Raw genomic sequence first — 23,289 nt, 5'->3', positions numbered from 1 at the left:
ACGGCCTGTACAACTCCGTTGGGGGTTGTGCAGGCCGTCGGCGTGTGCGGAGGGTTCTCGGTGGACGTTCCGGTCAGCGCTCCGGCGAGAGCGGAGCCAGCGGACGGGCGAGCGGGACGGACGGCTCTTCGAAGGCCTTCGGCGCGGCCGGCTGCGTGAACCGTCGCGGCGCGGCGGGCGCATCGATGTCGCACATCGCCTTCGCCGTGAAGGCCCCTGTCGCGGCGTCAATCGGCCCCGGCTTGATGTGGCCCGTCGCGTCGAGCTGCTGGTACTTGGCCCGGTTGAACCCGAACGTCATCTGGCGCTTGCCGTCGGGCGTCGAGTACGTCACCGTCTCGGCGCCCCACACCGAGCCGGTGTGTCCCCAAAAACGCCCGCACGCAGTGTCGATCGCGGCGATGCCGAGGCCGTAGTGCATCTGCACATTGCCCTCTGCGTCCTTGGCCTCGACGGTGGTCTGCATCTGGCGGAGTTCGGCGGGTGCGAGCAGATCGCCGGTCAGCAGCGCCCGGTAGAAGTCGTTCACGTCCTCCATCGTCGCGACCAGCGCCCCGGCGGTACCGGCCCAGGACATGTCGTACGTGCTATAGTCCCGGGCCGGGCTGATCAGCCCGTAGAAGGATTCGTACATCTTGGAATGCGGCCCGGATATCCGCGCGGAGGTCGGGAAGTAGGTGTGCTTCAGGCCGGCCTTGCGGATGACATTGCGGGTGATGTACTTCTGCGGATTCTCGCCGGTGACCTTCTGCAGCAGCATTCCCGCGATGACGTAATTGGTGTTGGCGTAGGCCCACTTCTCGCCGGGCTTGCCGGTCGGCGGTGCCTGAAGGCCCAGGCGCGCGAGCTTCTCGGGGGTGAAGTGGCGGTAGCGGTTGGCGTCGATGCTTTCGACACTCCCCTTGAGGAGCGAGGGGAAGGCGCCGGGTATGTAGTCGGCGATGCCGCTGGTGTGGTTGAGCAGCATGCGGACGGTGATCTGCCGGCCGCGTTCACCGGGGACGAGGTCGGGGAGGTAACGGGAAATGGGGGCGTCCAGATCGATCCGGCCCGCGCCGACCTGCTGCAGCACGGCGACGGCGGTGAACGCCTTGGTGAGGCTGCCCACGCGGTGCCGCATCTGCGGCCCGACCGGGCGGTTGGTGGCGATGTCGGCGACACCGGACGCGCCCCGCCATGCGTCCCGGCCCTCCCGGACGGCCGCGTAGGTGCCGTACATACCCGCTCTGTGCAGTGCCGCCAGCTTCTGGTCCAGCGCCTTGCGGTCGAGATGGCCCGGGTGGTGGGCCGTTGCTCCCGCGGTGGCATGGGCGCCGGGTGCGGGGGCCGTTGCGGCCTGGGCCGGTACTGCTGCCGCTACCAGGGCGAGCGTAGCGGCCATGGTGGTGCCGGCGATCCGTGCACGACGGCGGCGTACCGGGCGGGGCAGGGGCATGTCTTCTCCCGTTACAACTTCCTGCAACTGCGGTCGATCACGCGGGTGATCTCGGTCGTTTTGATTCTCTCGACCGGCCGCGGTCCGCACCGTCCTCCCGAAGAACGACCCGTCTCATCAACACTGATGACATTTGTCAGGCGTCTGCGGGCCCGAAGTGTGTATGCCTGAAGCGCGATTGCCCGAACTGCGATTGCTCGAACTGTGGCTACTCGAACTGTGGCTACTCGAACTGTGACTGCTGAACGGCGTGTTCAGGGATTGGGCGGGTCCGGGGTGCGTATGGTGCCGAGCCGTGCTCGGTCCGCGTGATGTGACGGCGCAGAAGATGCCCAAGTGGGATGACGGTTGTTGAGTGCCGCCCTGGTGTTATCGGTTGCCGTCATCACTATGTCAGCAAGGAGTAATACGAGGGGATGGATCATCTCAAGCAGGTGATCTGCGTCAAGGGCTGAGGTCCAGCACTCCACGTGGTCGAGCGGCCGGGACCGGAGACGGACCGGAGGTGGTCCGGATGCGGTCCGGAGGTGGGGAGTCGGCCGGACCGAGGTGGCTCAGGCGGATGCGTTTCGGCAGGGCGTCTCAGGAAGGCGTTCAGGCCCCCGTGCTTCGTGTGGCGGCCCGGCCGGTTTTCGCTGCCTCATCGGGGCGACGAGGTCGGGCGTCGTTTTCTCGCTGTGCGGTGTCGCTGGATCAGGTACTCGGCCACGATCAGGTTGAGGACGAGGGCGAGCCAGGCTGTGCCGCTGGCTATGTCATGGGCGGCGGTGAGTTGGTCTCCGCCGTAGCTGACCGGGTCGGAGAGCTGGGCGGCCGCGAGGTGTTCGAGCAGCGGCTGGATGAGGCGCGAGGTGATGGCGACGAGGGTGAGGGCGAAGTTACGGATCATCCATACGCGGTGGTCGGCGTAGCGGCGTCGGCGCGCGGTGCGGTAGCCGGCGACACCGGTGATGATCCAGAGGATGTCGAGGACGGCCAGGGAGAGTTCGTTGCTCAGACCCGTGGGCACGAGGTAGACGACGGGGAGTCCGATGAGCGCGGACGGGAAGACGCCGGCGAAGAAGTAGGCGCGGCCGGTCCAGCGGTGTACGGCGGGATGGCGGCGGCGTAGCCAGGGCCAGAACTGGGCGACGCCGGTGAGCACGGCGAGGGTGGCCGTGACGATGTGCGCCAGGAGCAGCGCGTAGTGGAGCTGGCTGCGCGGGGGGACGCGGCTGGTGTGCAGGTCCGGGGGGATGTAGGCGCTCAGCGCCTGGGCGGTGACGAGAACGATCACCGCGGCCATGGGTATCAGCCACCAGGCACCGCGGCGGCGCCGGGCGCGGGGTGTGGTCGGGTGGGTCGGGCCGGGCGGTCCGGTGCGGGTGGTGGCCTGTGGGGTGGCGTGGCCGGCGGCGGGGCCGTCCGGGCGCGTCGCGGAGGTCATGGATCCACTCTCGCGAGAGCGGCGCCGCGGGACACGGGGCCGGGACACCCGGTTGGGGGTGTACCCAGGCCCCGTACGCGAGGGGGACGGCATCAGGTGGGGCGACGGGCGAGGCGCCCGTCGGTGCCCGGGGCGGCGCGCGGTCGGTGCCCGGGGCGGCGCGCGGGTGGTGCCCGGGTTTGCGCGAGGGTGCGCCCCGCCGCCGGGGCCTCACATGGTGCGGTGAACCTTGGAGTTGGACGCCTGGGCGCGCGGGCGGACGACGAGGAGATCGATGTTGACGTGTGCGGGGCGAGTGATCGCCCAGGTGATGGTGTCGGCGACATCGTCCGCGCTGAGCGGGTCGGCCACGCCCTCGTAGACCTTGGCGGCCTTGGCGCTGTCACCGCGGAAGCGGGTGGTGGCGAACTCCTCGGTCTTGACCATGCCGGGGGCGATTTCGACGATCCGTACGGGCTTGCCGCACAGCTCCAGGCGGAGCGTTTCGGCGATGACATGCGCGCCGTGCTTGGCGGCGACATAACCGCCGCCGCCCTCGTAGGTGGCGAGGCCGGCGGTGGAGGACAGCACGACGACCGTGCCGTCTCCCGATGCCGTGAGGGCGGGCAGCAGCGCCTGGGTCATATGGAGCACACCGAGCACATTGACCTCGTACATCGCGCGCCAGTCGGCCGGGTCGCCGGTGGCGACGGGCTCGGCGCCGTAGGCGCCGCCGGCGTTGTTGACGAGGACGTCACAGCGGTCGAGGCCGGCCGCGAAGGCGTCGACGGCGGCGCGGTCGGTGACATCGAGGGCGTATGCCTCGGCGTGCGGCAGCTCGGCGGCGAGCTCCTCGATGCGGTCCTTGCGGCGGGCCGTCAGGACGACGCGGTATCCGGCCGCGGCCAGCTGCCGTGCGGTGGCGGCGCCGATGCCGCTGCTCGCTCCGGTGATGACGGCGGTACGGGCACCCGACGCGGCGGCGTCCGGGGTGCGGCCCTCGGCGGTGTGGGCGTCGGCGGTCATGCGCTCTCCTCGTGGCCGGGGTGGGGCCGGGACGGGGCCGGGGTGTGGCCCGGGTCGGTGGTGGTCGGGCGGTACCAGGGCCGTGGCCGGGGTGTAGTCGGGCTGTACTCGGCCAGGATATGCAGGCGCGGTCAGCGGCCCCGTGGGACGTACATGATCACCGCCATACCGGCCAGGCAGATCAGCGCGCCGATGACGTCCCAGCGGTCGGGGCGGTAGCCGTCCGCGACCATGCCCCAGGCCAGCGACCCGGCGACGAAGACCCCGCCGTACGCCGCCAGAATGCGGCCGAACTCGGCGTTCGGCTGGAGCGTTGCCACAAAGCCGTACAGGCCCAGGGCGATCACCCCCGCGCCGATCCAGACCCAGCCCTTGTGTTCCCGGACCCCCTGCCAGACCAGCCAGGCACCGCCGATCTCGAACAGCGCGGCCACGACGAACAGGGCGATGGAACGGGCGATCAGCATGGGGCCAGGCTAAGGAGCGGCAGGCCGCGCGAGGGCGGGCACCGTCGGGAACGCCGATGTCAGTGCCCTGTGAGAGTTTCGAGGGCATGCTCATCGAACGCGCCTACGTGGACCTCCCGGAAGGGAAGGGGACGGCCGCGGACGGCTGGCCCTGGACCGTGCCCTGTGTACGGCAGCTGGCGGCGGAGGGGCTGACCTTCCGGGCCCCGGTGACCTTCCTCGTGGGGGAGAACGGCTCGGGAAAGTCGACCCTGGCGGAGGCGCTGGCGGAGGCCTTCGGGCTGGACCCGTACGGCGGCTCGGCGGGCTACAAGTACGCCAGCTCGCAGGTGCGGTCGGAGCTGGGCGGACTCGTGCGCTTCGATCCCACGCACGCCGGGCGGCGGATGGTCCGGGGGCCGCGCACCCGCCGGCGCGGCTTCTTCCTCCGGGCCGAGACCGCGCTCGAGGCGCTGGGCCGCGAGCGGCTGGCCCCGAGCACGATGAGCCATGGCGAGGGCTTTCTGCTGGCCTTCCGTGAGAAGTTCGTGCGGCAGGGGCTGTATGTGATGGACGAGCCGGAAGCGGCACTGTCGTTCTCCTCCTGTCTCCAACTCGTGGGCCTGATGGATGAGCTGGCCGCGATGGGCGCGCAGGTCATCTGTGCCACGCACTCGCCGGTGCTGACGGCGCTGCCCGGCGCCGAGATCGTCGAGGTCGGTGAGCACGGCATGCGGACTGCCGACTGGGCGGAGCTGGGCCTCGTCGATCACTGGCGCCGGTATCTGACCGATCCGGGGGCCTATCTACGGCATGTGCTCACGTGACATGTGCTCACCCGGGGTGCGTTGACCTGGCGTGCCCCGACCTGAGATGCGCTGACCTGGCGTGCGTTCGCGTGGCGTGCGTTCGCGTGTGCCATGCGCTCCCTGGTTCATGAGGTGACGGCGACGTGGTCGGCCGACTCCGCCGGGCCCGCCCCGGCGGGGGCTATCGCCGCGCCCGTCCACTGCACGAGAGCGGTATGGAGCGCGGCGGTGCGCTCGGCCGGTGAGGTGGCGTCGGTGGCCCAGGCGACATAGCCGTCGGGGCGGACGAGCAGGGCGGTACGACGGTCGCTCTCCCAGGAGGCCGCGGTGACGCGGTCGGTGGCGGGGCGGAGGGAGCCGGTCTCATCGGCCGGGGTGATGAGGACGAATGTGCCCCGGCGGAGGAGTTCGTACAGGCGGCTGCCGTCGGCCAGGCGGACATCGGGGGCGCGACGACCGGCGAGGCGGTGGGCGCCGCGCGCGGCGCGGTAGCTGATGTCGATGCCGGAGAGGGCACGGACCGCACGGCGGGACAGCGGGCGGAAGCCGTTGACGAGCCGGGCGGCCAGGGCGCGGGCGGCGAACGCCGGCGCGGTGTGCACCAGCCCGAGGCGGAGGATGGCGCCGCTGGTGCGCAGCACCTGCTTGCCGACCGGATGACGCTCGCTCTGATAGCTGTCCAGCAAGCTGTCGGGGGCGTGGCCGTGCAGCACCGCGGCCAGCTTCCAGCTGAGGTTGGCGGCGTCCTGCAGGCCGGTGTTCATGCCCTGGCCGCCGGCCGGGGAGTGGACGTGCGCGGCGTCCCCGGCGAGGAAGACGCGCCCCGTGCGGTAGTCGGAGACCTGGCGTTCGTCGCTGTGGAAGCGCGAGACCCAGCGGGCGTCATGCATGCCGTAGTCGCTGCCGAAGGCGCGCCGCACGCACTCGCGGACCTCGTTGAAGTCGGCGGGCGCGTCATCGGCGCCCCGGTGGTGGCGGTCCCAGCCGATGACCCGGTACCAGCCGTCGCCGAACGAGGCGATCAGCGCGAAGGCGTCACGGGTGGAGTTGACGGCGAAGGGGGACGCGGGCTCCTGCGCGAGCCGGACATCGGCGAGGACCAGCGAGCGGACGGCCGACCGGCCGGGGAAGGGCAGGCCGAGGGTCTCGCGGATCGTGCTGCGCACACCGTCCGTGCCGGCGAGGTAGGCGGCGCGGGCACGACCGGTGCCCTCGGCGTCGCGGACGCGGACCGTCACCCCGTCGGCGTCCTGGACAAGGCCGAGCACCTCACAGCCGTGGCGGAAGGTGACCCCGGCCGCGCGGGCCCGCCGTGCGAGCAGCCGTTCCACCTCGAACTGCGGGGTGACCAGTACAAAGGGGAAGCGGGACGGGATGAGCGAGGGGTCGAGGGACGCGTCACCGAAGAGCCGGAGACGGGTGAGCCGATGGCCGCCGGCGACCAGCTCGTCGGCGAGCCCGCGGGCGTCCAGCTGCTCCAGGGTGCGGGCATGCACCACCAGCGCGCGGGTGAGATTGCTGAGCGCCTCGGGGCGGCGCTCCAGGAGTGTGACACGCAGTCCGGCCTCGGCGAGGTCGCCGGCGAGCAGCAGTCCGGTCGGGCCGGCGCCGACGACGATGACGTCGCTGTCCGGCGTCTCGGTCTCGGGGGTTGTCGTCGAGTCGGTGGTGCTGGGCTTGCGGTTCGTCGCCGCCATGGCCGCCTCCAGTGCCAACTGATCCAACTGATCCAACTGATCCAACTGAGCAAAGAGCGCGAGAGTGCCAACAGGTGTTGGTCAACGCTTGTTGGCAAGCGTAAATCGCCCGCGAGTGGCATGTCAACAGTCGTTGGCCTACATTTGTTGGCATGACCGAGCGCAGACCTGCCACCACCCCTCCCACCAGGCCCGACGTGGACGCCGGCGCACCCCCCGTCGCCGCCGAGGCCCCCGACGCCGGCGCCCACACCCGCCCCCGCCGCTCCGCGGCGACCCGCGCCGCGATCCTCGCCGCCGCCCGGGACCGCTTCGCCGCCGACGGCTACGAGCGCGCCACGATCCGCGCCATCGCCCGCGACGCGGGCATCGATCCGTCGATGGTGATGCGCTACTACGGCAACAAGGAGGGCCTCTTCGCGGCCGCCTCGGAGATCGACCTGCGCCTCCCCGACCTCAGCCGTGTACCGCACGAGGAGGTCGGCGCCCGGCTCGTCCGCCACTTCATCGAGCGCTGGGAGGGCGACGAGACGCTGACCGGCATGATGCGCGTCGGCGTCACCAACACCGCGGGCGCGGAGCGGGTGCGGGAGATCTTCGCCGAGCAGATCAGGCCGGTGCTCGACGCCGTCTGCCCGGTGCCCGAAGAGGCCCCGATGCGCGCCGCGCTGATCGGATCTCAGATCCTGGGCATGGCGCTGTGCCGCTATGTCCTGCACATGCCGCCCGCCGTCGCGCTCGACCGTGACGACATCGTGGCGTGGCTGGCCCCCACCATCCAGCGTTACCTGACGGCCGAACGGCCCTGAGGAGCCCGCCCCGCATGCGGCGCTCCGGGCCGCGGCTCAGCGCCCGTACGCCGTCGGGGACACCCCCACGGTCGCCGTGACCTCCCGGATCAGATGCGCCTGATCGCTGTAGCCCAACTCGGCGGCGACCGCGGCCCAGTCGGCCTCCGCCCCGGAGGCGGCACGCTCCAGGGCCTCATGGACGCGATGGCGCAGCAGCACACACTTGGGGCTGACCCCGACATACCCGGCGAACAGCCGCTGCAGCGCCCGTACGGACATCCGCTCGTCCCGTGCGAACTCCGCAACCCGCCGGATCGTACGGTCCCGGCGGATCCGGTCGGCCAGCCGCATGGCGAGCCCGGCCTGCTCCAGGACCCGCGGCCCGCCCCGTAGCAGCGGGGTCAGAAAGGCATCGAGCGCGGCCACCCGGGCGTCCTCGTCGTCCGGCTCCAGCACACCGGGCGCGTGCGCGCCTCCATCGGGGCGGTCCGCGCGGCCGTGCTCCCCACCGCCGAACACCACATCGAGCGGCAGCCGCCGCCCCGTCCAGTCCGTGACCGGCCGCCCCGGCGCGAACGGCCGGAAGCCACCTGGCCGGAACTGCACCCCGCACACCCGCCCCCGCCCCACCAGCTTCTGCGAGAACAGCTCCAGCCCGACACCCGCGACCTCGCCGAAGCAGCGCCGGTCCGCGTACCGCTGGAAGACGACGTTCACGGACGGGTGCGGGACGACATGTGTGGCGTACGGCTCGGCCAGATCCCAGTCGATCAGCCAGTAGTGCTCCACGTACGGGCGCAGCGGTGCGGCGGGGACGCGGCGGCGGAACCGCACCTTTGTGAGGAGTTCCCGGGCGTCGACGATGCCCCGGGTATCGCGCCGTGGAGCGGTCATACCCACGAGCCTAGAGCGCGTGGTGACGCTGACGAAGAGGCCTGCTGTCGCGTTTTTTCAAGCCACCGGCGCGGGGGGCTCCTAGCGTCGGGCACATGACACAAGAACCCATCAGCGAACTGCTCGACGCGGCCGCCGGGGCCGCGCTCCCCGTCCTGCGCGGCGTGCGCGACGACCAGCTGGACCGGCCGACGCCGTGCGCCGCATACGACGTACGGGACCTGCTCAACCACCTCTTTCACGTGATCGTCGAGTTCCAGGCGCTGGCCGCCAAGAAGGACGCCGACTTCAGCCGTACGCCCGACCGGATCGGCGAGTACGCGGCGCGGTGGCCGGACCGGTTCGCCGAGGAGGCGGCGCGGCTGGTCGAGGCCTGGGCGGCGCCCGGCGCGGAGGACGGGCTGAGCGGTGGGATGAAGCTGCCGGCCCGGATCGTCGGCGGGATGGTGCTGCTGGATCTGACGGTGCACACCTGGGACGTGGCGCGGGCGACGGGCCAGGCGTATGTGCCGGCCGCGGGGTGCCTGGCCGAGCTGCGCGCGCTGGTCGCCCAGATGTCCCCGACGGCCCGGAAGATGGACGTCTTCGCCGCGCCGGTCCCCGTACCGCCGGGCGCGTCCGACTTCGAGATGCTGCTGGCGGAGACGGGGCGCGATCCCCACTGGCCGGCCGGCTGAGGGCGTCAGCCAGATGCCGACGGGCCAGGCAGGGACGCGGCCCGCTCCGCCACCCGGCCCAGATGCCGGGCGAGCACCCCGCGCGCTTCCGGTGTCAGCGTCCGCAGCGCCACCATCGCCGTCACGATCACGTCGCAGAGTTCGCTCTGTACGTCGTCCCAGGTGTGGCTGTGACCCTTGCGCGGGTTCTGGCCGGTGGCCCCTATGACGGCCTGCGCGACCTCGCCCGCCTCCTCCGAGAGTTTGAGGATCCGCAGCAGCCGCACCTGTTCGGGCGGCAACGCACTCTCCCGGTCGAGCCAGCGCACCAGCTCTTCGACGACCTCCCAGGCGGCCGCCCCCGCCGAGGCACCCTCGGTGCCCGACCCGGCATCGGGTACGGCAGGAGGCACGGCGCCGGGCATGGCGTCAGACACGGGATCAGGCATGGCGTCAGACACGGCGTAAGGCATGGCGTCAGACACGACGTAGGGCACGGCATCAGGCATGGCCCGATTGTGCCCGCGCCGCGCCCGCCTCCTGCCTAGGGTGTGGACCACACCAGCAGTACGGGAGGCCGTCATGCATCAGCCGACGCCCATGCCTCAGCCGACGCCCGAGGCCCTGATCGACTTCTATGGGCTGGTCCCGCTGCCCCGCGAGGGCGGGCGGTTCCGGCGTACCTGGGCCGGGCCCGAGCGGGCGGACGGGCGGCCGGAGGGGTCGGCGATCGTCATGCTGCTGACCGCCGATCCCGGTGACTTCTCCGCACTGCACCGGTTGCCGACCGATGAGATCTGGCACTTCTACCGGGGCGATCCGCTGACCCTGTTGCTGCTGTACGCGGACGGCACCGCCCGTACGGTCGTCCTCGGCCCGGACATCCTGGGCGGGCAGCACGTCCAGTTCACCGTCCCGGCCGGTACGTGGATGGCCGCGGCGGTCGCCGATGGCGGTTCGTGGGCGTTCTTCGGCTGCACCATGGCGCCGGGCTTCACCTTCGAGGACTACGAGCACGGGGACGCCGCCGAACTGGCGGTGCAGTTCCCCCGGGAGGCGGCGCGGATCGCGGAGCTGAGCCGGCCATGACAGGGGCGACGGCCCCCTTTGGGGCCCACAACGTGGGCGGTGGGCCGGTCACTCCCGAGGGGGCCGGTGGGGCCGGAAGTACGCCCGAACGTGCTAACGACACGCCCGGCCAACAGGGCGGCCCCCGTCGGCCAGATAGCCCCGACCACCTCGGCCGGCCCGGTTACCGTGATCGCCCCGATCAATCAGATCTATCCGAGCGATCCGAGCGATCCGGTCGTGCGGATCAAGCCGACCACCTCGACCGCCCCGACCACCTCGACCGCCCCACCCGCCCCACCCACCCGTCCCTCCCCGACCTCAGCGGCCAAGTGGCCCTGGTCACCGGCGCAGGCGGCACCATCGGCCGCGGGATCGCGCTGCGGTTCGCCGCGGCGGGTGCCGCCGTGGTGGCGCATTACCGTACGGCTGCCGGTGCCGCGCAGGAGCTGGTCCGGCGGATCGAGGCGGACGGCGGGAACGCCCTGGCGCTGCCCGCCGATCTGACCGTCGAAGAGGAGTGCCACCGGCTCGTGTCGGAGGCCGCCGCCTGGCGCGGCCGGCTGACCGCGCTGGTCAACAACGCGGGGGTGCAGCCGACCCAGGCGCTGGCGGGCATGTCGCTCGCCGACTGGCGGGCGGTGGCGGATCCGAACGTCCACAGCGTCTTTGCCTGCACGCAGGCCGCGATGGACGTGATGCGAGCGGCCGGCGGGGGATCGGTGACCCATATCGCCTCCATCGAGGCGGACCGCCCGGCGCCGCTGCATGCCCACTACAGCGCGGCCAAGGCGGCGGTGGTGATGCATGCGCGGTCGGCGGCGCTGGAGTACGGGGCGTACGGCATCCGCGTCAACAGCGTCTCACCGGGACTGATCGCGCGTCCCGGCCTGGAGGACGACTGGCCGGAGGGGGTGCGGCGCTGGCAAGCGGCCGCGCCCGCCGGGCGGTTGGGGCGGCCCGACGACGTCGGCGATGCCTGTGTCTTCCTCGCCTCCCCGATGGCCTCCTGGATCACCGGTCACAATCTCGTCGTGGACGGCGGGGTCTCGGCCCGTCCTACGTGGTGAGGCCGCCGCCGCGGACGCGCAGCCGTTGCACCACACCTGGGCAAGCATCTGCGAGTAGGCAGGCATCTGCGAGCAAGCAGGCATCTGCGAGGCCATTGCACCTGGTCATGAGCCCTATATCGGCAGTGGCTGCAGGGAAGTTGCGGTGCCACGATGAGGTGTATGGAGGGGCGTCGGCACCATCTGGACCACCATCAAGACCACCATCCTGACCGCGACCCAGACCATCATCATGAGCACCATCAACACCACCCTCACATGTCGACCACACCGGCGCTATCCGTCATGTCAGCCGTACGCCACCGGGCCGCGCACCTGATGAAGCCGCACGGCCACCAGGCGGCGGACAAGGTCGACCCCGCGCTGGAGGCCTCCGGCGAAGGGATGCGCACGCTGTGGATCTCACTGGCCGTCCTGGGGCTGACCGCCGCGGTGCAGGCCCTGGTGGTCGTCTGGTCGGGGTCGGTGGCGCTGCTGGGGGACACCGTCCACAACGCCGCCGACGCGCTGACCGCCGTGCCGTTGGGCATCGCCTTCGTGCTGGGCCGGCGGGCGGCGGATCGCCGCTACACCTACGGCTACGGCCGGGCCGAGGATCTGGCCGGTATCGCCATCATGCTGACGGTCGCCGCGTCGGCGGTGGTTGCCGCCTGGGAGGCCGTCGACCGGTTGCTGCACCCCAGGGACGTCTCCCACCTGGGGGCGGTGGCGCTGGCCGCGGTGGTCGGGTGTGTCGGCAACGAGTGGGTGGCCCGCTACCGGATCCGTACCGGCCGGAAGATCGGTTCGGCGGCGCTGGTCGCGGACGGACTGCATGCCCGCGCCGACGGCTTCACCTCGCTCGCCGTGCTGCTGGGGGCGGGCGGCGTGGCGCTCGGCTGGCGGGCGGCCGACCCGGTGGTCGGCCTGCTGATCACCGCCGCCATCGTGCTGGTGCTGCGGGACACGGCGCGGGAGGTCTGCCGGCGGCTGATGGACGCCGTCGATCCGGAGCTGGTCGAGCGGGCCGAGTCCGCGCTGCGCGGTGTGCCGGGGGTGCGGGACATCGGGACGGTGCGGATGCGGTGGATCGGCCACACGCTCCGGGCCGAGACGGACATCGTGGTCGACCCGCGGCTGTCGGTGGCGGCGGCGCACGAGCTGGCGGTGGCGGCCGAGCACGCCTTGATCCATGCGGTGCCGCGGCTCACCGGGGCCACCGTCCACACGGACCCCGCCGCCGCCCTCCTCGACGGCGCCGCCGCTGATCCGCATGCCGCGCTGGCACACCATCACGATCACCGCCGACAGCAGCCGCACCGTCACGATCACCGCCGGCGGCACGCCCCCGCCTGACGAGGAGCCCTCCGAACCGGCCGGCGAGGCGTGGCCGCCGGGACGGCCCGCGTCGATATGCCTCGGCGCCTATGCCTTCGCCTTCGCGCCTACGCCTTCGCCTACGCGCCCGCGCCTACGCCCCGGCGTCCATGCCCGAGCGCCGATGCCTCGCGGCACGGTGGTCAGCGCCGGTCAGGTCAGGGCGGACCAGGGCAGACCAGGGCAGGGCAGGTCAGGTCAGGGCCACACCAGGCAGTACGCCTGATGTCCCGCCTCGTGCAGCCGGTGACTGAAGTCCTGCCACTCGTGCAGGAGCTGGTAGACGGTGTAGGCGTCGCGGGGGCCGCCGCGGTCGGGGACGGTGGACCAGATGAAGGCGGCCGCGCCGACCGATTCCTCGCCGACGCCGCGCAGCGGGTCGACGACGGTCATGGGGAGCTTGACGACGGCGTAATCGGGGTGGAGGACCACCAGCTCGAGCGGGGGGACCTTATGGAGGGGTATGCCCTCTATACCGGTGAGGACCATCGCCGCCATGGTCTCCGGCTTGATCTTGGTGAACATGCCGCCCATGCCGAGTTCGTCGCCGCCGAGTTCCTCGGGGCGCATCGAGATCGGGACCCGGGCCGCGGTCGCGCCATTCGGCGCGCCGAAGTATTTGTATGTCACCCCCATGCGGCCGCCCCTGTGTTCCCCGCCCGTGATGCCCTCGACGTCCTCGCGCCGGTGACGGCCGCGCTGGGCGCGCTCGGGACCCCGGTCATTGGTCCCCTCACCCAGTTCGCCACCGCGATGCATATCTCCACCCGACCACTCGCAGCCCAAGCCGCGCAACCCGATCATCGTCACAGAGACCTCCCCCGTAACCGGCATGTGAAACGCCCGGCCACGCGCCCCTGTATGCCTCTGAGACCATTGCTTGCGTGACTTACTCGTCCGTCGCCCCAGTTTTGCAGACGCATGGGGGCTGACGCCCGGTCGAGAGCGAGAGGAATCAAAAAAGGGACCGAGATGGAACCGCGCGGCGCCCGATGGGGTCCGCGAGGGGATTCCCGCACCGTTGTCAGCCGGGCCGTGTCCGCGTGTCGCCGCCCTCCCTCCGTTTATGCAGGTCAGGATCACAGTGTCTTTTCCGTATGAAGCCCCTGTTTCGCAGTCGCTGTTCGACCGGGCGTCCGTGGTGACCCCGGGCGGCGTCAATTCCCCGGTGCGGGCGTTCCGCGCCGTGGGCGGTACGCCCCGTTTCATGGTGTCCGGTACGGGTCCGTACCTCACCGACGCCGATGGCCGGGAGTATGTCGATCTGGTGTGTTCGTGGGGGCCGATGATCCTCGGCCACTCGCACCCCGAGGTGACGGCCGCCGTCCAGGAGGCGGTCGCCCGCGGTACGTCGTTCGGCACGCCCGGCGCGGGCGAGGTCGAGCTGGCCGAGGAGATCGTGGCCCGCATCGAGCCGGTCGAGCAGGTGCGGCTGGTCTCGTCCGGCACCGAGGCGACGATGTCGGCGATCCGGCTGGCGCGCGGGTTCACCGGCCGGGCGAAGGTGGTCAAGTTCGCGGGCTGCTACCACGGGCATGTCGACGCGCTGCTCGCCGCGGCCGGTTCGGGAGTGGCGACCTTCGCGCTGCCCGACACGCCCGGGGTGACCGGTGCGCAGGCGGGCGACACGATCGTGCTGCCGTACAACGACCTGGAGGCGGTCCGGGCCGCGTTCGCCGCGCACGAGGGCGAGATCGCGTGCGTCATCACGGAGGCGTCGCCGGGGAACATGGGCGTGGTGCCGCCGCTGCCCGGCTTCAACCAGGGGCTCAAGGACCTCTGCTCCGCCAACGGTGCGCTCTACATCTCCGACGAGGTCATGACCGGCTTCCGGGTCAGCAAGGCCGGCTGGTACGGGATCGACGGCGTCCGTCCGGACCTGATGACCTTCGGCAAGGTCATGGGCGGTGGCTTCCCGGCGGCGGCGTTCGGCGGGCGCGCCGACGTCATGGCGCACCTCGCGCCGGCCGGGCCGGTCTATCAGGCGGGCACCCTGTCCGGGAACCCGATCGCCACCGCCGCGGGCGTCGCGCAGCTGCGGCTGCTGGACGATGCGGCGTACGAGAAGGTCGACGCGGTCTCCGCCGAGCTGCGGACGCTGGTCGACGAGGCGCTCACCAAGGCGGGCGTGGCGCACCGGCTCCAGGTGGCGGGCAACATGTTCTCGGTCTTCTTCACCGACCGGGACGTGACGAACTACGAGACGGCGAAGACGCAGGAGTCGTTCCGGTTCACCGCCTTCTTCCAGTCGATGCTGGCGCAGGGCGTCTACCTCCCGCCGTCCGCCTTCGAGTCGTGGTTCGTCTCGACCGCGCACGATGCGGCGGCCATCGAGCGGATCGCCGCCGCGCTGCCGTCCGCGGCGCGGGCCGCCGCCGAGGCGACCGCGTGAGCGCCACGGACCGGCAGGCGAGTGACCGGAAGGTGAGTGACGGGGACATGAGCGGCGACGACATCACCGTGGTGCATCTGATGCGGCACGGCGAGGTGCACAACCCGGAGGGCGTTCTCTACGGGCGCCGCCCCGGCTATCACCTCTCCGATCTGGGCCGGAAGATGGCCGACCGGGTCGCGGAGCATCTGGCGGGGCGGGACATCACCCATGTCGTCGCCTCCCCGCTGGAGCGTGCGCAGGAGACCGCGCTGCCGATCGCGGGTGCCCATGGGCTGGATCTGGCCACCGACGAGCGGCTGATCGAGGCGGGCAACGTCTTCGAGGGGAAGACCTTCGGGGTCGGTGACGGCGCGCTGAAGAAGCCGGGGAACTGGAAGTACCTGACCAATCCGTTCCGGCCTTCGTGGGGCGAGCCGTACATCGAGCAGGTCGTCCGGATGATGGCGGCGCTCGGCGCGGCGCGGGACGCGGCGCGCGGGCACGAGGCGGTGGCGGTCAGCCATCAGCTGCCGATCTGGATCGTGCGCAGCTTCGCCGAGCGGCGGCGGCTGTGGCACGACCCGCGGAAGCGGCAGTGCACGCTCGCCTCGCTGACGTCGTTCACGTTCCACGGCGACAAGATCGTCTCGGTCGGCTACAGCGAGCCGGCGCGCGACCTGGTTCCCTCCCATCTTCTGGCGGGCGCCAAACCCGCCAAGGGAAAGTCCAAGGCTTTCGGGGCCTGATGCCGCCTCAATTGGCGGAATGTCAAACGCGAGGAAAACAAGAGATGTGAGCGCATAAATCGGAACCCCATCCTTCGACATGCCCTCTACTCAGTTGTCCGTTTATATGGACTTTGAGTACGGCGAGTACGGATGGGGTCACGGTATGCGCGCGATCAGTCGGCGGGACCTGCTGGGCATGGGAGTTGGGGCGGCGGCCGCCTTTGGCATAGCCGGCTGCTCCTCGTCCGGTTCGGGCGAGGAGGCGGACAAGCAACGGGTGCAGAACTCGGTGCAGGCCCGCTCAAAGCTCATCGGCGACGGCTCCACTGCCAATTCGGGTGCGCAGCCCCATCAGCCCAAGCGCCCCGAACGGCTGGAGCCCGGCCAGACCCCGCCGCAGTTCGTGGTCTTCTCCTGGGACGGCGCGGGAGAGGTCGGCAACGGCCTCTTCCCGCGCTTCCTCAAGCTCGCCAAGGACCACGGCGCGGCCATGACGTTCTTCCTCTCCGGGCTCTATCTCCTCCCGGAATCCAAGCGCCACCTCTACGACCCGCCGAACAACCGCCGCGGCGCCTCCGACATCGGCTATCTCGCCGATGACCACATAAAGCAGACGCTGAAGTACGTACGCGAGGCCTGGCTGGACGGCCATGAGGTCGGCACCCACTTCAACGGCCACTTCTGCTCCGGATCCGGCACCGTGAAGCACTGGACGCCCCGGCAATGGCAGTCCGAGATCGACCAGGCGATGGATTTTGTCACCAAGTGGCGTACGCATACGGGGTTCACGGACATAGAACCGCTGCCGTTCGACTACCGCAAGGAATTGGTCGGCGGCCGTACCCCCTGCCTGCTCGGTCAGGAAAACCTCCTGCCGACCATCAAGAATCTCGGCTGGCGCTACGACGCCAGCTCGCCCGGCGGTCTCCAGATGTGGCCCAAGAAAAAGTCCGACATCTGGGACTTCCCGCTCCAGCAGGTTCCCTTCCCGGGTCACTCCTTCGAGGTCCTCTCGATGGACTACAACATCCTCGCCAATCAGTCGCGGAACTCCACCAAGGCCCCGCCGGCCAACTACCCCGGATGGCGGCAGCAGGCCACCGACGCCTATATCGCCGGATTCAAGCGGGCCTACGAGACCAACCGCGCGCCGTTTTTCATCGGCAACCACTTCGAGCAGTGGAACGGCGGCATCTACATGGACGCCGTCGAGGAAGCGCTCAAGCACATCGCCGACGAGAGCAACCGCGATGTGCATCTCGTCTCCTTCCGGCAGTTCACCGACTGGATCGACGCCCAGGACCCGGAGGTGCTGGCCAAGCTCCAGCGGATGGGCGTCGGCGAGCGGCCGGCCGGTGGCTGGAACGCGTACCTCTCGGCGGCCTGAGTGCCTGCGTCCGTCCGGGTTCCCGCGTCCGTCTGAACCCCCGCGTCCGTCCCACGCCGCACGGCCCTGACCGGGCCCCCGCGTCCGGCCGGGCCCCGCACCTGCCCCGAGTCCGTACCTCCCGGCATGCCCCGTTGTGCCGGGCGGCGCCGTGCGAGGGGGGTGCGGAAGATCCGGAATCGGCCCATGCGAAACTTTTCACATGAGTGCCTGCCGTCCACGCCGCACCAGCCGTCGCCGCATTGCCCTGTTCGCCGCGGGGGCCGCGGCGGCATCGCTCGCGCTGAGTGCCTGCGCCGAGGGCACCTCCGGCGGCTCCGCCCAGACCCGGTTCGTGCAGGGCAAGAACGGCATCGCCACGGTGCCCAGGGCCGACCGGAAGGCGGCGCCCGACCTGTCCGGGAAGACCACCGCCGGCAAGGCGCTGGACGTCGCCGACTACAAGGGCAAGGTCGTCGTCCTCAACGTCTGGGGATCCTGGTGCGGGCCGTGCATCGCCGAGGCGCCGAATTTCGCGAAGGTCGCGAACGAGACCAAGGCCAAGGGCGTGCAGTTCGTCGGGATCAACACCCGTGACCCGGAGCTGGTGCAGGCCGTCAACTTCGAGGAACAGCACAAGATGCCGTACCCGAGCCTGTACGACCCCAAGGGCAAGCTGCTGCTGCGCTTCCCCCCGGGCAGCCTGAACCCGCAGTCGGTCCCCTCGACCATCGCCCTCGACCGGCAGGGCAGGATCGCCGCCCGCTCGCTCGGTCCGCTCACCAAGGACGATCTGCACAAGATGATCGACCCGCTGATCGCCGAGAAGTGATCTTGTGATCGAGCTCGCCGCCACCGCCGTGGAGACCCAGACCGTCCAGACCGGCGCACTGCTCGCCGCCATACCCATCGCGGTGCTCGCCGGACTCGTCTCCTTCTTCTCCCCCTGCGTGCTGCCGCTGGTCCCCGGCTACATGTCGTATGTGACCGGCGTCACCGGCACCGACCTCGGCGAGGCCAAGCGCGGCCGGATGCTGGCCGGCGCCACGCTGTTCGTCCTCGGCTTCACCACCGTCTTCGTCTCCGGCGGCGCCCTCTTCGGATACTTCGGGCAGACCCTCCAGGGGTACAAGGACGTCGTCGCCCGGATCCTCGGCGTCCTGATGATCCTGCTCGGCCTGGCGTTCGCGGGCATCCTCCAGCGCTTCGGCCAGCGCGAGCTGCGCTTCCACAAGAAGCCCGCCATGGGGCTGGCCGGCGCGCCGCTGCTCGGGGCGCTCTTCGGCATCGGCTGGACGCCCTGCATGGGCCCCACCTTCGCCGCCGTCAGCACCCTCTCGCTCAATGGGGCCAGTGCCGGCCGCGGCGCCCTGCTCACCGTGGCCTACTGTCTGGGCCTGGGCCTGCCGTTCATCGCCGTGGCGCTGGCCTTCCGCCGGGTGCTCGGCGCGTTCGGCTGGGTCAAGCGGCACTACCAATGGGTGATGCGGATCGGCGGCGGCATGATGGTCGCGCTCGGCCTTCTCCTCGTCACCGGCATCTGGGACGGCCTGATGCAGCAGCTGCAGGGCTGGACGCAAAGCTTCAATGTTGGGATCTGATTGATGGCCACGAAGACCGGCAGTCCCCGCGAGCCGGACACCGGCGCACCGGACACCTCCGATGCGGGCGGCGATCTCGGCGCCGCCGGATCCCAGCTCTCCACGGCGCCCAAGGAGGACATCAGCGTCCCCTCGCTCGGCCCCCTCGGCTGGGCCCGCTGGTTCTGGCGGCAGCTGACCTCCATGCGGGTGGCGCTGCTGCTGCTCTTCCTGCTCTCCATCGGCGCGATTCCCGGCTCGCTGATCCCGCAGACCAGCATCGACCCGGTCAAGGTCGACCGGTTCAAGGCCGAGCACGACACCCTCGGCGCGATCTACGACAAGCTGGGGATGTTCCACGTCTACAGCTCGGTGTGGTTCTCGGCGATCTATCTGCTGCTGTTCATCTCGCTGATCGGCTGCATCGTCCCGCGCACCTGGCAGTTCGTCGGCCAGCTCCGCGGCCGCCCGCCGGCCGCCCCCCGCCGGCTGACCCGGCTGCCCGCGTACACCACCTGGCGCACGGACGCCGCACCGGAGGCGGTCCTCGACGCGGCGCAGCGGATGCTGAAGAAGCGCCGGTTCCGCGCGCACCGGACCGGCACCGCGGTCGCCGCCGAGAAGGGCTATCTGCGCGAGGTCGGCAACCTCGTCTTCCACATCGCGCTGATCGTGATGCTGGTGGCGTTCGCCGTGGGCAGCCTGTGGAAGTCCGAGGGCGGCAAGCTGATCACCGAGGGCGACGGCTTCGCCAACAGCCTCGTCCAGTACGACGACTTCAAGTCCGGCCCGTTCTTCGACACCGACACCATGGAGCCCTTCGGCTTCACGCTGAACAAGTTCGTGGCGACCTACGAGCGGACCGGGCCGCAGAAGGGCACCCCGCGGGTCTTCCGCGCCGACATCAGCTACTTCGCCGGCGCGGACGGCAAGGAGCACCGGACCGCGGTCGAGGTGAACACCCCGCTCGACATCGCGGGCAACAAGGTCTATCTGCTCTCGCACGGCTACTCGCCGGTGGTCACCGTCAAGGACGGCCGCGGCAAGGTCGTCTACCACGGCGCGGTGCCCTTCCTGCCGCAGGACCCAAAGAACTTCACCTCGACCGGTGTGGTCAAGGTGCCAGGCGCCCAGACCAAGGACGGCAAGCCGAATCAGCTCGGTTTCAACGGGCTGTTCGTGCCGACCTTCGGCGGCAAGAACTCCGGGTCGATGTTCTCGCAGTTCCCGGCGCTGGACTTCCCCGTGCTGGCGGTCAACGCCTGGCACGGCGATCTGGGCGTCGACTCCGGCCTGTCGCAGAACGTCTACCAGCTCGACACCAAGCGGATGAAGCAGTACAAGGACGCCAAGGGCAACATCTTCAAGAAGATGCTGATGCCCAAGGACCGTCTGGCCCGGCAGGCGAAGCAGCACGCCGGCATCAAGGGCGGCCTGACGAAGAAGGACATCGAGGCCGACAGCACGATGCAGCTGCCGGGCGGCCAGGGCTCCATCACCTTCGAGGGCGTCAAGAGCTGGGCCAGCTTCAAGATCACTCACCAGTCCGGCAACGGCCTCGCGCTGATCGGCGCGGTGTGCGCGCTGGTGGGCCTGGCCGGATCGCTGTTCATCCAGCGGCGCCGGGTGTGGATCCGGGCCGAGCAGGGGGCCGACGGGGTCACCGTCGTCGAGATGGCGGGCCTGGGCCGCAGCGAGTCGCCCCGGCTGCCGGAGGAGCTCGCGGATCTCGCCGTGGCGCTCGGGCCCGACGCCCCGCCCGCCCCGGACGCCGAGCCGCAGGCCGGTACGGAACCCACGGCGAAGGCCGCCGACCAAGACCCGACGGAGCCCACCGACTCTGCCGATCCTGCTGACCCCTCCGAAGGAGCGCGCGCGTGAATCTCGCTGCCGCAGCCAACGAGACACTGGCTCACAACAGCAATCTGCTGGTCTATTCGGCGATGGCCGTCTACACCCTGGCCTTCCTCGCCCATATGGCCGAGTGGGTGTTCGGCAGCCGCAGCAAGGTCGGCCGCACCGCCGCCGCGCTCACCTCCGAGGCCAAGCCGGCGGCGAGTGTCTCCGTCACGGCGGCCCAGAAGGGCGGGGGCACCGCCGTACTGGAGCGCCCGAAGATCATCACCAAGGCGGCGGCCGGCAGCCGTGACGTCCCCGACGGCCCCGGCGCCCACGGCGGCACCGAGAAGGGCGACCTCTACGGCCGGATCGCGATCTCGCTGACCGTCCTGGCCTGGGCGCTGCACGTGGGCGGCGTCGTCACCCGCGCCCTGTCCGTACAGCGTGCCCCCTGGGGCAACATGTACGAGTTCTCCACGACGTTCGCGGCCGTCGCGGTCTTCTTCTACCTGCTCCTTCTCGTGCTGAAGAAGAACGTCCGCTGGATCGGCCTGCCGCTGGTCACCACCGTCCTGCTCGACCTCGGGCTCGCCGTCTCGGTGCTCTACACCGCCAGCGACCAGCTGGTGCCCGCGCTGCACTCGTACTGGCTGTGGATCCACGTCAGCTGCGCGATCATCTCCGGCGCGGCGCTCTACCTGGGCGCGGTCGCCACGCTGCTCTTCCTCTTCCGCGACCGCTACGAGGCCAAGCTCGCCGACCCGGCGCTCAAGCAGCCCGGCGGCTTCGCCGCCTCCGTCCTGGAGCGGCTGCCCTCGGCGGCCTCGCTGGACAAGTTCGCCTACCGCATCAACGCCACCGTCTTCCCGCTGTGGACGTTCACCATCATCGCGGGCGCCATCTGGGCCGAAGCCGCCTGGGGCCGCTACTGGGGCTGGGACCCCAAGGAGGTCTGGTCCTTCATCACCTGGGTCGCCTACGCCTGCTACCTGCACGCCCGCGCCACGGCCGGCTGGAAGGGCCGCAAGGCCGCCGTCCTGGGCCTGATCGCGTTCGCCTGCTACCTGTTCAACTACTACGGCGTGAACATCTTCGTCACCGGCCTGCACTCCTACGCCGGAGTCTGAGCCCACGCCTTCCGGTGCCGTACGGGGCCCGGCTCGCCATGAGCCGGGCCCCGTACGGCACCGTCGTATGTGCGGACCCGCTCAGCGCCGCCTGCGCCGTCCGCGCTCCTGGTGGGGCAGCTGCTGGCCCGCCCCCGGCAGCGTCGGCTTCGGCAGATGCGCCACCTCCCACTGCGCGTCGGCCAGCTGGTCGGCGGTGTCCTCCGGCAGCCGCGGCGGGCGGCGCGCCGCATGCCGGAAGCCGAACGCGGAGGTCAGATCGCCGAAGGCCGAGCGCCGCCAGTCGCTGATGTTGGGCTCCTCGACGCCGGTGAAGCGCTCCAGGAAGCGCAGCACCGAGGTGTGGTCGAAGGCGTCGCCCGCGGCCCAGCCGCCGACCGTCCAGGGAGAGACGATCGTGCACGGGACGCGGAAGCCGCCGCCGATCGGCAGGCCCTGGACGAACTCGTCCTTCGTCCCGGCGGGTGGCACCGGCGGCGGCACATGGTCGAAGAGACCGTCGTTCTCGTCGTAGTTCAGGATGAAGACGGTCTTGCGCCACACCGCCGGGTTCGACGCGATGGCCTCGATCTTCTTCGCCACGTAGTCGGCGCCGGCGGCCGGCAGATAGTCCGGGTGTTCGGACTGCTCGCTGGTGGGGATCAGCCACGAGACGGCCGGCAGCCGGTCATTGCGGGCATCGTCCTCGAAGGTCCCGGCCGGCTGCGGCCGCATCCCGCGCTCGTACAGCGGCTCCCCCGGCTTGGCGTCCCGGAAGGTCTGGAACTGCTCCAGCAGATTGCAGCCGTAGTCGTCCTCCTCCTGGTACACCTTCCAGCTGATCCCGGCGGCCTCCAGCCGCTCCGCGTACGTCGTCCAGCGGTACGGCTTGGGTGCGGTGTTGTTGAGGACAGGGCCGCCCTGGGTACCGCCGGGGTCGATGGTGCCGGTCATCCAGTAGAGGCGGTTGGGCCAGGTGGGGCCGAGGACCGAGCAGAAGTAGTTGTCGCAGAGGGTGAACGCCTCGGCGAGGGCGAACTGGAAGGGGATGTCCGCGCGGGTGTGGTAGCCCATCACATAGGGCCCGTTGATCCCGTCGGCCTTGCGGTGCGCGGGCAGCCAGCGGTCCATCCGGCCGCCGTTCCACGCCTCGTGCTGGACGGACCAGGCGTGACTGGTCGACGGGATGGCCTGCGCGCTGGAGGTGTGCGTATTGAGGCGGAACGGCAGCATGAAGCCGTCCGGGTTCTCCGTGTCCGGCTGGTGGAAGACGGACCGGCCGCCGGGCAGGGACAGGGCATCCGGGTCGGCGAAGCCGCGGACGCCGCGCAGGGTGCCGAAGTAGTGGTCGAACGACCGGTTCTCCTGCATGAGCATGACGACATGCTCGATGTCCTGGAGCGAGCCGTGACGTGGGGGTCCGGCGGCGACGGCCTTTTGGACGCTGGGCGGCAGCAGCGACAGCGCGGCTCCGCCACCGATCGCGCCGGCGGCGGAGCCGAGGAGTCTGCGTCGGGTCATGTCGGGCATATGTGCCACTCTCCCTGAGTCGCGTACGGCCTCGGAGGGCCGACCCGACTGTGGCGGCGGCCCGGTTTCCCGGGCAGGGGGAGGTAGCTGAACGCTCTATCAATTGGCTGTGA

22 protein-coding genes are annotated in these 23,289 nt (G+C 70.7%); 13 read left to right on the top strand and 9 right to left on the bottom strand.

The annotated features are described in order from the left end of the window. Positions 1-73 precede the first annotated feature (73 nt). The 4 genes from AC5677_RS17810 to AC5677_RS17795 form a co-directional block, all read right to left on the bottom strand. Positions 74-1,435 carry a serine hydrolase domain-containing protein gene (locus AC5677_RS17810; protein ID WP_497196002.1) on the bottom strand — a complete coding sequence of 454 codons (1,362 nt, stop codon included), beginning with the start codon at positions 1,433-1,435 and terminating at the stop codon, positions 74-76. Positions 1,436-2,075: 640 nt separating this feature from the next. Then, a complete protein-coding gene (locus AC5677_RS17805) occupies positions 2,076-2,861 on the bottom strand; it encodes a DUF2306 domain-containing protein (RefSeq protein ID WP_497196001.1) in 786 nt (261 codons plus the stop codon). 210 nt (positions 2,862-3,071) lie between these two features. Then, a complete protein-coding gene (locus AC5677_RS17800; RefSeq protein ID WP_497196000.1) occupies positions 3,072-3,866 on the bottom strand; it encodes an SDR family NAD(P)-dependent oxidoreductase in 795 nt (264 codons plus the stop codon). 131 nt (positions 3,867-3,997) lie between these two features. Further along, entirely contained in the window at positions 3,998-4,333 is a 336-nt protein-coding gene (locus AC5677_RS17795; RefSeq protein WP_497195999.1) for a YnfA family protein, read from the bottom strand. A gap of 86 nt (positions 4,334-4,419) precedes the next feature. Between AC5677_RS17795 and AC5677_RS17790 the strand changes: the two genes are divergently transcribed. Beyond that, positions 4,420-5,139 (top strand): AAA family ATPase, encoded by a 720-nt coding sequence (locus tag AC5677_RS17790; RefSeq protein WP_497196665.1) that lies wholly within the window; start codon positions 4,420-4,422, stop codon positions 5,137-5,139. Positions 5,140-5,246: 107 nt separating this feature from the next. Here AC5677_RS17790 and AC5677_RS17785 read toward each other — a convergent pair whose 3' ends face one another. Next, positions 5,247-6,818 carry an FAD-dependent oxidoreductase gene (locus AC5677_RS17785; protein ID WP_497195998.1) on the bottom strand — a complete coding sequence of 524 codons (1,572 nt, stop codon included), beginning with the start codon at positions 6,816-6,818 and terminating at the stop codon, positions 5,247-5,249. A 152-nt stretch (positions 6,819-6,970) separates the two neighbouring features. Between AC5677_RS17785 and AC5677_RS17780 the strand changes: the two genes are divergently transcribed. Further along, positions 6,971-7,627: a TetR/AcrR family transcriptional regulator gene (locus AC5677_RS17780; RefSeq protein WP_497195997.1), complete on the top strand. Its 657-nt coding sequence runs from the start codon at positions 6,971-6,973 to the stop codon at positions 7,625-7,627. 36 nt (positions 7,628-7,663) lie between these two features. On the opposite strand, the gene AC5677_RS17775 is transcribed toward AC5677_RS17780, so the two are convergent. Continuing rightward, positions 7,664-8,503 carry a DUF6597 domain-containing transcriptional factor gene (locus AC5677_RS17775; RefSeq protein WP_497195996.1) on the bottom strand — a complete coding sequence of 280 codons (840 nt, stop codon included), beginning with the start codon at positions 8,501-8,503 and terminating at the stop codon, positions 7,664-7,666. A gap of 95 nt (positions 8,504-8,598) precedes the next feature. On the opposite strand from AC5677_RS17775, the gene AC5677_RS17770 reads away from it, so the two are divergent. Beyond that, a complete protein-coding gene (locus AC5677_RS17770; protein ID WP_497195995.1) occupies positions 8,599-9,180 on the top strand; it encodes a TIGR03086 family metal-binding protein in 582 nt (193 codons plus the stop codon). A gap of 5 nt (positions 9,181-9,185) precedes the next feature. Here the strand turns inward: AC5677_RS17770 and AC5677_RS17765 are convergent, their stop codons facing one another. Next, a complete protein-coding gene (locus tag AC5677_RS17765; protein ID WP_497195994.1) occupies positions 9,186-9,596 on the bottom strand; it encodes a MazG-like family protein in 411 nt (136 codons plus the stop codon). Between the two features lie 145 nt (positions 9,597-9,741). On the opposite strand from AC5677_RS17765, the gene AC5677_RS17760 reads away from it, so the two are divergent. The 3 genes from AC5677_RS17760 (at position 9,742) to AC5677_RS17750 (ending at position 12,632) form a co-directional block, all read left to right on the top strand. Further along, positions 9,742-10,248 carry a cupin domain-containing protein gene (locus AC5677_RS17760; RefSeq protein WP_497195993.1) on the top strand — a complete coding sequence of 169 codons (507 nt, stop codon included), beginning with the start codon at positions 9,742-9,744 and terminating at the stop codon, positions 10,246-10,248. A gap of 311 nt (positions 10,249-10,559) precedes the next feature. Then, positions 10,560-11,297 (top strand): SDR family NAD(P)-dependent oxidoreductase, encoded by a 738-nt coding sequence (locus AC5677_RS17755; RefSeq protein ID WP_497195992.1) that lies wholly within the window; start codon positions 10,560-10,562, stop codon positions 11,295-11,297. Positions 11,298-11,459: 162 nt separating this feature from the next. After that, positions 11,460-12,632: a cation diffusion facilitator family transporter gene (locus AC5677_RS17750; RefSeq protein WP_497195991.1), complete on the top strand. Its 1,173-nt coding sequence runs from the start codon at positions 11,460-11,462 to the stop codon at positions 12,630-12,632. A gap of 219 nt (positions 12,633-12,851) precedes the next feature. On the opposite strand, the gene AC5677_RS17745 is transcribed toward AC5677_RS17750, so the two are convergent. Beyond that, positions 12,852-13,412: a hypothetical protein gene (locus tag AC5677_RS17745; protein WP_403506051.1), complete on the bottom strand. Its 561-nt coding sequence runs from the start codon at positions 13,410-13,412 to the stop codon at positions 12,852-12,854. Positions 13,413-13,737: 325 nt separating this feature from the next. Between AC5677_RS17745 and hemL the strand changes: the two genes are divergently transcribed. The 7 genes from hemL to ccsB all read left to right on the top strand — a co-directional run bounded on the left by hemL (position 13,738) and on the right by ccsB (position 21,667). Beyond that, entirely contained in the window at positions 13,738-15,045 is a 1,308-nt protein-coding gene (gene hemL, locus AC5677_RS17740; protein ID WP_497195990.1) for a glutamate-1-semialdehyde 2,1-aminomutase, read from the top strand. Between the two features lie 47 nt (positions 15,046-15,092). Further along, positions 15,093-15,773 carry a histidine phosphatase family protein gene (locus tag AC5677_RS17735; protein ID WP_497195989.1) on the top strand — a complete coding sequence of 227 codons (681 nt, stop codon included), beginning with the start codon at positions 15,093-15,095 and terminating at the stop codon, positions 15,771-15,773. Between the two features lie 145 nt (positions 15,774-15,918). Beyond that, positions 15,919-17,142, top strand: a complete 1,224-nt coding sequence (locus tag AC5677_RS17730; protein WP_497195988.1) for a polysaccharide deacetylase family protein — start codon at positions 15,919-15,921, stop codon at positions 17,140-17,142. 202 nt (positions 17,143-17,344) lie between these two features. Next, positions 17,345-17,953, top strand: coding sequence for a TlpA family protein disulfide reductase (locus AC5677_RS17725; protein WP_497195987.1), 609 nt, complete (start codon positions 17,345-17,347; stop codon positions 17,951-17,953). A 4-nt stretch (positions 17,954-17,957) separates the two neighbouring features. Next, positions 17,958-18,722 (top strand): cytochrome c biogenesis CcdA family protein, encoded by a 765-nt coding sequence (locus AC5677_RS17720; RefSeq protein WP_497195986.1) that lies wholly within the window; start codon positions 17,958-17,960, stop codon positions 18,720-18,722. A 3-nt stretch (positions 18,723-18,725) separates the two neighbouring features. Next, positions 18,726-20,582: a cytochrome c biogenesis protein ResB gene (resB, locus tag AC5677_RS17715; RefSeq protein ID WP_497195985.1), complete on the top strand. Its 1,857-nt coding sequence runs from the start codon at positions 18,726-18,728 to the stop codon at positions 20,580-20,582. After that, positions 20,579-21,667: a c-type cytochrome biogenesis protein CcsB gene (ccsB, locus tag AC5677_RS17710; RefSeq protein ID WP_497195984.1), complete on the top strand. Its 1,089-nt coding sequence runs from the start codon at positions 20,579-20,581 to the stop codon at positions 21,665-21,667. The genes resB and ccsB overlap by 4 nt, the downstream gene beginning before the upstream one ends. An 81-nt stretch (positions 21,668-21,748) precedes the next feature. Here the strand turns inward: ccsB and AC5677_RS17705 are convergent, their stop codons facing one another. After that, positions 21,749-23,176: an alkaline phosphatase family protein gene (locus AC5677_RS17705; RefSeq protein ID WP_497195983.1), complete on the bottom strand. Its 1,428-nt coding sequence runs from the start codon at positions 23,174-23,176 to the stop codon at positions 21,749-21,751. Positions 23,177-23,289: the final 113 nt, after the last annotated feature.

The sequence above is a fragment of the Streptomyces sp. JLSY215 genome (assembly GCF_059682825.1).
The sequence above is the reverse complement of the archived record's forward strand: the minus strand, read 5'-3'. Positions and strand labels throughout refer to the sequence as shown.

Excerpts from the sequence above, each read along its gene's own strand:
- AC5677_RS17810 (WP_497196002.1), bottom strand. The coding sequence starts at position 1,435 with ATGCCCCTGCCCCGCCCGGTACGCCGCCGTCGTGCACGGATCGCCGGC.
- AC5677_RS17805 (WP_497196001.1), bottom strand. The coding sequence starts at position 2,861 with ATGACCTCCGCGACGCGCCCGGACGGCCCCGCCGCCGGCCACGCCACC.
- AC5677_RS17800 (WP_497196000.1), bottom strand. The coding sequence starts at position 3,866 with ATGACCGCCGACGCCCACACCGCCGAGGGCCGCACCCCGGACGCCGCC.
- AC5677_RS17795 (WP_497195999.1), bottom strand. The coding sequence starts at position 4,333 with ATGCTGATCGCCCGTTCCATCGCCCTGTTCGTCGTGGCCGCGCTGTTC.
- AC5677_RS17790 (WP_497196665.1), top strand. The coding sequence starts at position 4,420 with ATGCTCATCGAACGCGCCTACGTGGACCTCCCGGAAGGGAAGGGGACG.
- AC5677_RS17785 (WP_497195998.1), bottom strand. The coding sequence starts at position 6,818 with ATGGCGGCGACGAACCGCAAGCCCAGCACCACCGACTCGACGACAACC.
- AC5677_RS17780 (WP_497195997.1), top strand. The coding sequence starts at position 6,971 with ATGACCGAGCGCAGACCTGCCACCACCCCTCCCACCAGGCCCGACGTG.
- AC5677_RS17775 (WP_497195996.1), bottom strand. The coding sequence starts at position 8,503 with ATGACCGCTCCACGGCGCGATACCCGGGGCATCGTCGACGCCCGGGAA.
- AC5677_RS17770 (WP_497195995.1), top strand. The coding sequence starts at position 8,599 with ATGACACAAGAACCCATCAGCGAACTGCTCGACGCGGCCGCCGGGGCC.
- AC5677_RS17760 (WP_497195993.1), top strand. The coding sequence starts at position 9,742 with ATGCATCAGCCGACGCCCATGCCTCAGCCGACGCCCGAGGCCCTGATC.
- AC5677_RS17750 (WP_497195991.1), top strand. The coding sequence starts at position 11,460 with ATGGAGGGGCGTCGGCACCATCTGGACCACCATCAAGACCACCATCCT.
- AC5677_RS17745 (WP_403506051.1), bottom strand. The coding sequence starts at position 13,412 with ATGCATCGCGGTGGCGAACTGGGTGAGGGGACCAATGACCGGGGTCCC.
- AC5677_RS17735 (WP_497195989.1), top strand. The coding sequence starts at position 15,093 with ATGAGCGGCGACGACATCACCGTGGTGCATCTGATGCGGCACGGCGAG.
- AC5677_RS17730 (WP_497195988.1), top strand. The coding sequence starts at position 15,919 with ATGCGCGCGATCAGTCGGCGGGACCTGCTGGGCATGGGAGTTGGGGCG.
- AC5677_RS17725 (WP_497195987.1), top strand. The coding sequence starts at position 17,345 with ATGAGTGCCTGCCGTCCACGCCGCACCAGCCGTCGCCGCATTGCCCTG.
- resB (WP_497195985.1), top strand. The coding sequence starts at position 18,726 with ATGGCCACGAAGACCGGCAGTCCCCGCGAGCCGGACACCGGCGCACCG.
- AC5677_RS17705 (WP_497195983.1), bottom strand. The coding sequence starts at position 23,176 with ATGCCCGACATGACCCGACGCAGACTCCTCGGCTCCGCCGCCGGCGCG.